This window comes from Caldimonas sp. (genome assembly GCF_046289365.1).
In the GTDB taxonomy this organism is placed as follows: Bacteria; Pseudomonadota; Gammaproteobacteria; order Burkholderiales; family Burkholderiaceae_C; genus Caldimonas.
The window spans coordinates 1-6,711 of record NZ_JBKBVU010000170.1 but is presented as its reverse complement, the minus strand read 5'-3'; the positions used below and the strand labels follow the sequence as shown (position 1 = coordinate 6,711).

Here is a 6,711-nt window from a genome sequence, read left to right as displayed (position 1 = left end):
CGCGCTCAGCGTGGCCGACGCGATGATCAAGACCGGCTCGGCCCACTGCGCCCTGGTCGTGGGGGCCGAGGTCTTCTCGCGCATCCTCGACTTCAAGGACCGCACCACCTGCGTGCTGTTTGGTGACGGCGCCGGCGCCGTCGTGCTCGAAGCCAGCGACCGCCCGGGCATCCTCGCCACCGAGCTGCACGCCGACGGCAGCCATGCCGGGGTGCTGTGCACGCCCGGCACGGTCAGCGGCGGCCAGGTGTTGGGCGATCCGCTGCTCAAGATGGATGGCCAGGCCGTGTTCAAGCTGGCCGTCAAGGTGCTCGACGAAGTCGCCCGCGCCGTGCTCGAAAAGGCAGGCCGCCAGGACAGCGATATCGATTGGCTGATCCCGCACCAGGCCAACATCCGCATCATGCAGGGCACGGCCAAGAAGCTGAAGCTGCCGCTGGACAAGTTGGTCGTCACCGTGGACGAACACGGCAACACCTCGGCCGCCTCCATCCCGCTGGCCCTGGACCACGCCGTGCGCCAGGGCCGCATCCGCCGGGGGGACACCCTGATGCTCGAAGGGGTCGGCGGCGGCTTCACCTGGGGGGCGGTGCTGCTCGACTACTGAACGCAGCCGCTCCGGCACCGCCGCATTCTCCGCATTCCCTGAGTCTTCCACCTCGAACGCCATGAGCACTTTCGCCTTTGTATTTCCCGGCCAGGGCTCCCAGGCCGTGGGCATGCTCAACGCCTGGGGTGACCATGCCGCCGTGCGCCAGACGCTGGACGAAGCCAGCGCCGCGCTCGGCGAGGACGTCGCCCGCCTGATCGCTGAGGGCCCCAAGGAGGCCCTGGACCTCACCACCAACACCCAGCCCGTGATGCTGGTGGCCGGCATCGCCTGCTACCGCGCCTGGCGCGCCGAAGGCGGAGCCGAGCCGGCCCTGGTGGCCGGGCACTCGCTGGGGGAGTACACCGCCTTGGTGGCGGCCGGTGCGCTGAGCCTGGCCGAGGCCCTGCCCCTGGTGCGCTTGCGTGCCCAGGCCATGCAAGAGGCCGTGCCGGTGGGCATGGGCGGCATGGCCGCCATCCTGGGGCTGGAGGCCGACGAGGTGCGCCGCCACTGTGCCGAGGTGGCCGCGGCCAGCGGCGAGGTCGTCGAGGCGGTGAACTTCAACGACCCGAAGCAGACCGTGATCGCCGGCAGCAAGGCCGGGGTCGAGAAAGCCTGCGAGGTGCTCAAGGCGGCCGGGGCCAAGCGGGCGCTGCCGTTGCCGGTGTCGGCGCCCTTTCACTCCAGTCTGATGAAGCCCGCGGCCGAGCGCTTGCGCGAGCGCCTGGCCCAGGTGAACATCGTTGCGCCGCGCATTCCGGTGGTCCACAACATCGACGTGGCCGTGCACGGCGAGCCGCAGGCCATTCGCGAGGCCTTGTACCGCCAGGCCTTCGGGCCGGTGCGCTGGGTCGAGTGCGTCCAGGCGCTGCGCGCGCGCGGCGCCACCCACGTGGTGGAGTGCGGGCCGGGCAAGGTGCTGGCCGGCATGGTCAAGCGCATCGATGCGGAGCTCACCAGCGCCGCACTGTACGATCCGGCCACGCTGGCCGAGGTGAGGGAGCTGCTCGCATGAACGAGATCGTCTTCAAGGACCAGATCGCCCTGGTGACGGGGGCCACGCGCGGCATCGGCCGTGCCATCGCGCTCGAACTGGCCCGGCAGGGGCTCAAGGTCGTGGGCACGGCCACCACCGACGCCGGTGCCGCCGCGATCACCGAGACCCTCTCGGCCTTCCCCGGCTGCCGTGGCCACCGGCTCGACGTGAACGACGCCGCCGGCGTCGAGGCCCTGGTCGAGGCGCTGGTCAAGGAGCATGGCGCACTGCACGTGCTCGTCAACAACGCCGGCATCACGCGCGACACCCTGTCCATGCGCATGAAGGACGAGGACTGGGATGCCGTGCTGGACACCAACCTCAAGGCCGTGTTCCGCCTCAGCCGCGCGGTGATCCGCCCGATGATGAAGCAGCGCTACGGCCGCATCGTCAACATTACCTCGGTGGTGGGGGCCAGCGGCAACGCCGGTCAGGCCAACTACGCGGCCGCCAAGGCCGGTGTGGCCGGCATGACCCGCTCGCTGGCCCGTGAGCTGGGCAGCCGCGGTATCACGGTGAACTGCGTGGCTCCCGGCTTCATCGAGACCGACATGACCCGCGCATTGTCCGAGCAGCAGACCCAGGCCCTGATGTCGCAGATTCCGCTGGGCCGCCTGGGCCGGCCCGAGGACATCGCCCATGCCGTGGCCTACCTCGCCTCGCCGCAGGCCGGCTACATCACGGGCGCCGAGTTGCATGTCAACGGCGGCATGTTCATGAACTGAAAGCATTCGAGGTGCCCCGTCCGGGGCGCCGACCGGCTCGAGCCCGTCCGGGACCCCGGCCGCCAGGGTGGCTTAGAGTTGTCACCCTAACGGTCGTAGAATCACGGGCTGTTTTGGAAAACCCTCTTGGAGGAGTCATGAGCGATATCGAAGCACGCGTCAAGAAGATCATTGCCGAGCAACTCGGCGTGGCGGAGTCGGAGGTCACCAACGAGAAGGCCTTCGTCGCCGATCTGGGCGCCGATTCGCTGGACACCGTGGAACTGGTGATGGCCCTGGAAGACGAGTTCGGCATCGAGATCCCTGACGAGGAAGCCGAGAAGATCACCACGGTGCAGCTCGCCATCGACTACGCCCTGAAGCACCAGAAGGCCTGATCGGCCGGTCTGGGTTCCTGGTTCCGCATCCCCCGTCTCACATGACCCGTCGCCGCGTCGTCATCACCGGTCTGGGGCTCGTCACCCCCGTGGGCAACACGGTGGCCGAGTCCTGGAGCAACCTGGTCGCCGGCCAGTCCGGCATCGACACCATCACCCGGTTCGATGCCTCCAACTTCGCCTGCCGCTTTGCCGGCGAGGTCAAGGGCTTCAACATCGAGGACTATCTTCCGGCCAAGGAAGCCCGCCACATGGACACCTTCATCCATTACGGCCTGGCGGCTTCGCTGCAGGCCGTGCGGGATGCGGGCCTGCCCACCGGCGATGCGCTGAGCCAGGAGGGGGCCGAGCGCATCGGCTGCATGGTGGGCTCAGGCATCGGCGGCCTGCCGATGATCGAGACCACCCAGCAGGAGCTCAGCGAGCGTGGCCCGCGCCGCATCTCGCCCTTCTTCGTGCCGGCGTCGATCATCAACATGATCTCGGGCCATGTGTCGATCCAGTGTGGCTTCAAGGGCCCGAACCTGGCCATCGTCACGGCCTGCACCACGGGTCTGCACTGCATCGGACAGGCCGCTCGCCTCATCGAGTATGGCGATGCCGATGTGATGATTGCCGGCGGGGCCGAATCCACCGTCTCGCCGCTGGGCATCGGGGGCTTTGCCGCGGCGCGCGCGCTGTCCACGCGCAACGACGATCCCAAGACGGCCTCGCGTCCCTGGGACAAGGACCGCGACGGCTTCGTGCTGGGCGAAGGCGCGGGCGTGATGGTGCTCGAGGAATACGAGCATGCGAAGAAGCGCGGCGCGAAGATCTACGCCGAACTGGCGGGCTTCGGCATGAGTGCCGATGCTTTCCACATGACTGCGCCCAACGTCGACGGCCCGCGCCGTTCGATGCAGGCCGCGATGCGCAATGCCGGCGTGAACCCAGACCAGGTGCACTACCTCAACGCCCATGGCACCTCCACGCCGCTGGGCGATGTGAACGAGACCAATGCCATCAAGCTGGCCTTCGGCGAGCATGCCAAGGACCTGGTGATCAGCTCCACCAAGTCGATGACCGGCCACCTGTTGGGCGGCGCCGGCGGCATCGAATCGGTGTTCACGGCCCTGGCGGTGTACCACCAGGTGTCCCCGCCGACGATCAACATCTTCAACCAGGACCCCGAGTGCGACCTGGACTACTGCGCCAACACCGCGCGTGAGATGAAGATCGACGTGGCGCTGAAGAACAACTTCGGTTTCGGCGGCACCAATGGCTCGCTGGTGTTCAAGCGCATCTGAACACCGCGGCGAGCGGCTCGCGCGTCGCCCGACCCCATGCGTCAGCGCACCGCACCGCCGGTGACGGTGGTGGTGCACCGTTACGCCCTGTGGCGCGCCGCTTTGCTGGCGCTGGGGCTGGCCGTGGCGCTGTCCCTGGCCGCCTGGGCCACCGGGCATTGGGGCGCGTGGGCCGTGCCGATCCTGGTACCCGCGCTGCTCCTGGGCCTTTGGGGCCTGGCGGGCCGTCACTGGGGCCGGCCCGGCTTCCTGCTGCGCTGGGATGGACAGGACTGGCACTGGCGCGATCGTGAACAGGTTCACGAATCCCGTGGACGGGTGATCGTCCGCATCGACCTGGGGGATTGGATGCTGCTGCAGCTCGTTGCGCACGGTGACCGCCGTACGGTTTGGCTGCCCCTGCAGCGTGCCGGCCTGGAGTCGCGCTGGCATGCCCTGCGCTGTGCGGTATATTCGCCCACTCGCGCCGCTGACCCCCTGGCAGGATCCACCCCCTCCACCGCATGACCGCCGACGCCGATGCTCTGCTGATTGAGCGCATCAAGCGCGGCGACCAGAAGGCCTTCGACCTGCTGGTGATCAAGTACCAGCGCAAGATCGAGCGCCTCATTGCCCGGATGGTGCGCGACACCGACCTGATCCAGGACATCGCGCAGGAGACCTTCATTCGCGCCTACCGTGCGCTGCCCCAGTTCCGCGGTGACAGCGCTTTCTACACCTGGCTGTACCGGATCGCCGTCAACACGGCCAAGAAGAGCCTGGTCGAGCTCAAGCGTGACCCCTTGGTCACTGAAACGGCGCGAATGTCCGCGGACGACGAGGACGAAACTTCCCGGGTGGAAAACGAACTAACCGACGGCGAAACCCCCGATGCCGTGCTGGCCAGCAAGGAAGTGGCCGCCACCGTGAACGCGGCCATCGAGGCCTTGTCCGACGATTTGCGCCAGGCCATCACCTTGCGCGAGATCGAAGGGCTGAGCTATGAGGAAATCGCCGAGGTCATGAACTGCCCGATCGGCACGGTGCGATCGCGCATATTCAGAGCGCGTGAGGCCATCGCGCAGCGGTTGCGTCCCCTGCTGGACACGCCCGATGGCAAACGTTGGTGATCAGGAGAGTGAGTGATGTCTGCGCAACGGATGGACAGTGCGGACGGCCAGGCGACTTCACGCGAGCGCCTGTCCGCCCTGCTCGATGGTGAGGCCACCCCCTCGCAGTTCGACGAGTGGCTGGCCTCGCATCAGGGAGATCCCGAGCAGCGCCGCCAGGACTGCGAAGCCTGGCACCTCTATCACCTGATCGGCGATGTGATGCGCTCCGAAGACCTGGCCGGCGGCTCGCGGGGCGACGTGTTCCTGCAGGGCGTGCGCCAACGCCTGCAACACGAGCCGGTGATCGTGGCTCCGTCCGTGGCGGCCTCCTCGGTTGGGCGTGCACGTCGGCGCTGGCGTACTCCCGTGGCCACCGCGGCAGGCGTGGCGGCCGTGGCGGGTGCGCTGATCGTGCTGCGCCTGGGGGACGCCGGTGTGGGCATGCCGTCATCGGGCGGCACACCGCTGGCTCAGCAGCAGGCGGTGCCGTCGTCCGTGGCGGCCACCGCCGTGGTGCCGGTGGCCGCGCCGGCGGCCCCGACGACAGCGGCCTCCGCGACGGAGCTGCGGGTGGTTCATGGAGACCAGACCCTGATCCGCGATGCGCGGCTGGACCAGTACCTGGCTGCGCACAAGCAGTTCGGGGGCGGCTCGGCCCTGGGGGCCGGACCATCCCTCTTCCTGCGCAACGCAACCCACGAAGGACCCGGCCGTTGAGTGTGAGGACACGCATGCATTTCCGCCGCTGGCTGGCCCCTTGGATGGGAGCGGGCCTGATCGCGCTGGCCGGCCCGGGCCTTGCCCAGACGCTGCCGGCCGACCCCCCCCTGGACAAGTCCGAGCTGCGTTCCTGGTTGCTGCGCATCCACGAAGCGGCGCAGACCCGCAACTTCCAGGGCATCTTCGTCGTGAGTTCGGGCGGCCAGATGACCAGCGCACGCATCGCGCACTACTGGGAGGGCAACGAGCAGTTCGAGCGCATCGAAACCCTGGATGGACAGCCGCGCCGTGTGCTGCGTCACAACAACCTGGTTGCGACGCTGTGGCCCAACCAGCGCACCGCACTGATCGAGCAGCGCGAGACGGTCAACACTTTCCCGCGGCTGGTGGACCACGACGGCGATCGCATCGTCGAGCACTACGATGTGCGCAAGAAGGGGGTGGACCGTGTGGCCGGACACGAGGCCCGGCTGCTGCTGCTCGTGCCGCGCGATGCGATGCGCTACGGCTACCGTCTGTGGTCAGAGAAGGACTCCGGCCTGCTGCTGCGGGCCGACGTGATCAACGCGGCCGGCGAGGTGATCGAATCCTCGGCCTTCTCGGAAGTGTCGATCGGCGTGAAGCCCCAGCCCGAGACGGTGACCCAGCCGCTCAAGCGCCTGAAGGGCTATCGCGTTGAGCGCCCGGTCATGACCCCCACCTTCTATGAGGACGAAGGCTGGGTGTACCGGCGCATCGTGCCGGGCTTCCGCCACGTGAGCTGCGTCAAGCGCAGCAGCAATGCCGTGGATGGGGCGCCCGACGTCAGCGGTGCGTCCGACGGCGGCGAGCGTGGCAGCATGCTCCAGACCATCTTCTCCGACGGCCTGGCCCATGTCTCGATT

At 68.3% G+C, this 6,711-nt stretch carries 9 protein-coding genes; all 9 read left to right on the top strand.

The features are described 5' to 3' along the window. A partial coding sequence (locus ACK42S_RS14235) for a beta-ketoacyl-ACP synthase 3 (RefSeq protein WP_409708832.1) occupies positions 1 to 607 on the top strand: 607 nt, incomplete at its 5' end. 61 nt (positions 608 to 668) lie between these two features. Beyond that, on the top strand, positions 669 to 1,607 hold the full coding sequence (fabD, locus tag ACK42S_RS14230; protein WP_409708829.1) for an ACP S-malonyltransferase: 939 nt from the start codon (positions 669 to 671) through the stop codon (positions 1,605 to 1,607). Further along, positions 1,604 to 2,353, top strand: coding sequence for a 3-oxoacyl-ACP reductase FabG (gene fabG, locus ACK42S_RS14225; RefSeq protein ID WP_409708825.1), 750 nt, complete (start codon positions 1,604 to 1,606; stop codon positions 2,351 to 2,353). Before fabD ends, fabG begins: the two co-directional genes overlap by 4 nt. 137 nt (positions 2,354 to 2,490) lie before the next feature. Next, positions 2,491 to 2,730: an acyl carrier protein gene (gene acpP / locus ACK42S_RS14220; RefSeq protein WP_047196359.1), complete on the top strand. Its 240-nt coding sequence runs from the start codon at positions 2,491 to 2,493 to the stop codon at positions 2,728 to 2,730. Positions 2,731 to 2,771: 41 nt separating this feature from the next. Beyond that, entirely contained in the window at positions 2,772 to 4,016 is a 1,245-nt protein-coding gene (gene fabF, locus ACK42S_RS14215; RefSeq protein ID WP_409708822.1) for a beta-ketoacyl-ACP synthase II, read from the top strand. Between the two features lie 36 nt (positions 4,017 to 4,052). Next, a complete protein-coding gene (locus ACK42S_RS14210; protein WP_409708819.1) occupies positions 4,053 to 4,523 on the top strand; it encodes a hypothetical protein in 471 nt (156 codons plus the stop codon). Then, positions 4,520 to 5,125, top strand: coding sequence for an RNA polymerase sigma factor RpoE (gene rpoE / locus ACK42S_RS14205; RefSeq protein WP_409708816.1), 606 nt, complete (start codon positions 4,520 to 4,522; stop codon positions 5,123 to 5,125). Before ACK42S_RS14210 ends, rpoE begins: the two co-directional genes overlap by 4 nt. Before the next feature lie 15 nt (positions 5,126 to 5,140). Continuing rightward, positions 5,141 to 5,824, top strand: a complete 684-nt coding sequence (locus tag ACK42S_RS14200; RefSeq protein WP_409708813.1) for a sigma-E factor negative regulatory protein — start codon at positions 5,141 to 5,143, stop codon at positions 5,822 to 5,824. 14 nt (positions 5,825 to 5,838) lie between these two features. Further along, positions 5,839 to 6,711: sigma-E factor regulatory protein RseB domain-containing protein (locus ACK42S_RS14195; RefSeq protein WP_409708810.1), on the top strand; the 873-nt coding region annotated here is incomplete at its 3' end.

Bases quoted from the DNA above. Each gene is read 5' to 3' on its own strand.
- fabD (WP_409708829.1), top strand. From the start codon at position 669: ATGAGCACTTTCGCCTTTGTATTTCCCGGCCAGGGCTCCCAGGCCGTG.
- fabF (WP_409708822.1), top strand. From the start codon at position 2,772: ATGACCCGTCGCCGCGTCGTCATCACCGGTCTGGGGCTCGTCACCCCC.
- ACK42S_RS14200 (WP_409708813.1), top strand. From the start codon at position 5,141: ATGTCTGCGCAACGGATGGACAGTGCGGACGGCCAGGCGACTTCACGC.
- acpP (WP_047196359.1), top strand. From the start codon at position 2,491: ATGAGCGATATCGAAGCACGCGTCAAGAAGATCATTGCCGAGCAACTC.
- fabG (WP_409708825.1), top strand. From the start codon at position 1,604: ATGAACGAGATCGTCTTCAAGGACCAGATCGCCCTGGTGACGGGGGCC.
- rpoE (WP_409708816.1), top strand. From the start codon at position 4,520: ATGACCGCCGACGCCGATGCTCTGCTGATTGAGCGCATCAAGCGCGGC.
- ACK42S_RS14210 (WP_409708819.1), top strand. From the start codon at position 4,053: ATGCGTCAGCGCACCGCACCGCCGGTGACGGTGGTGGTGCACCGTTAC.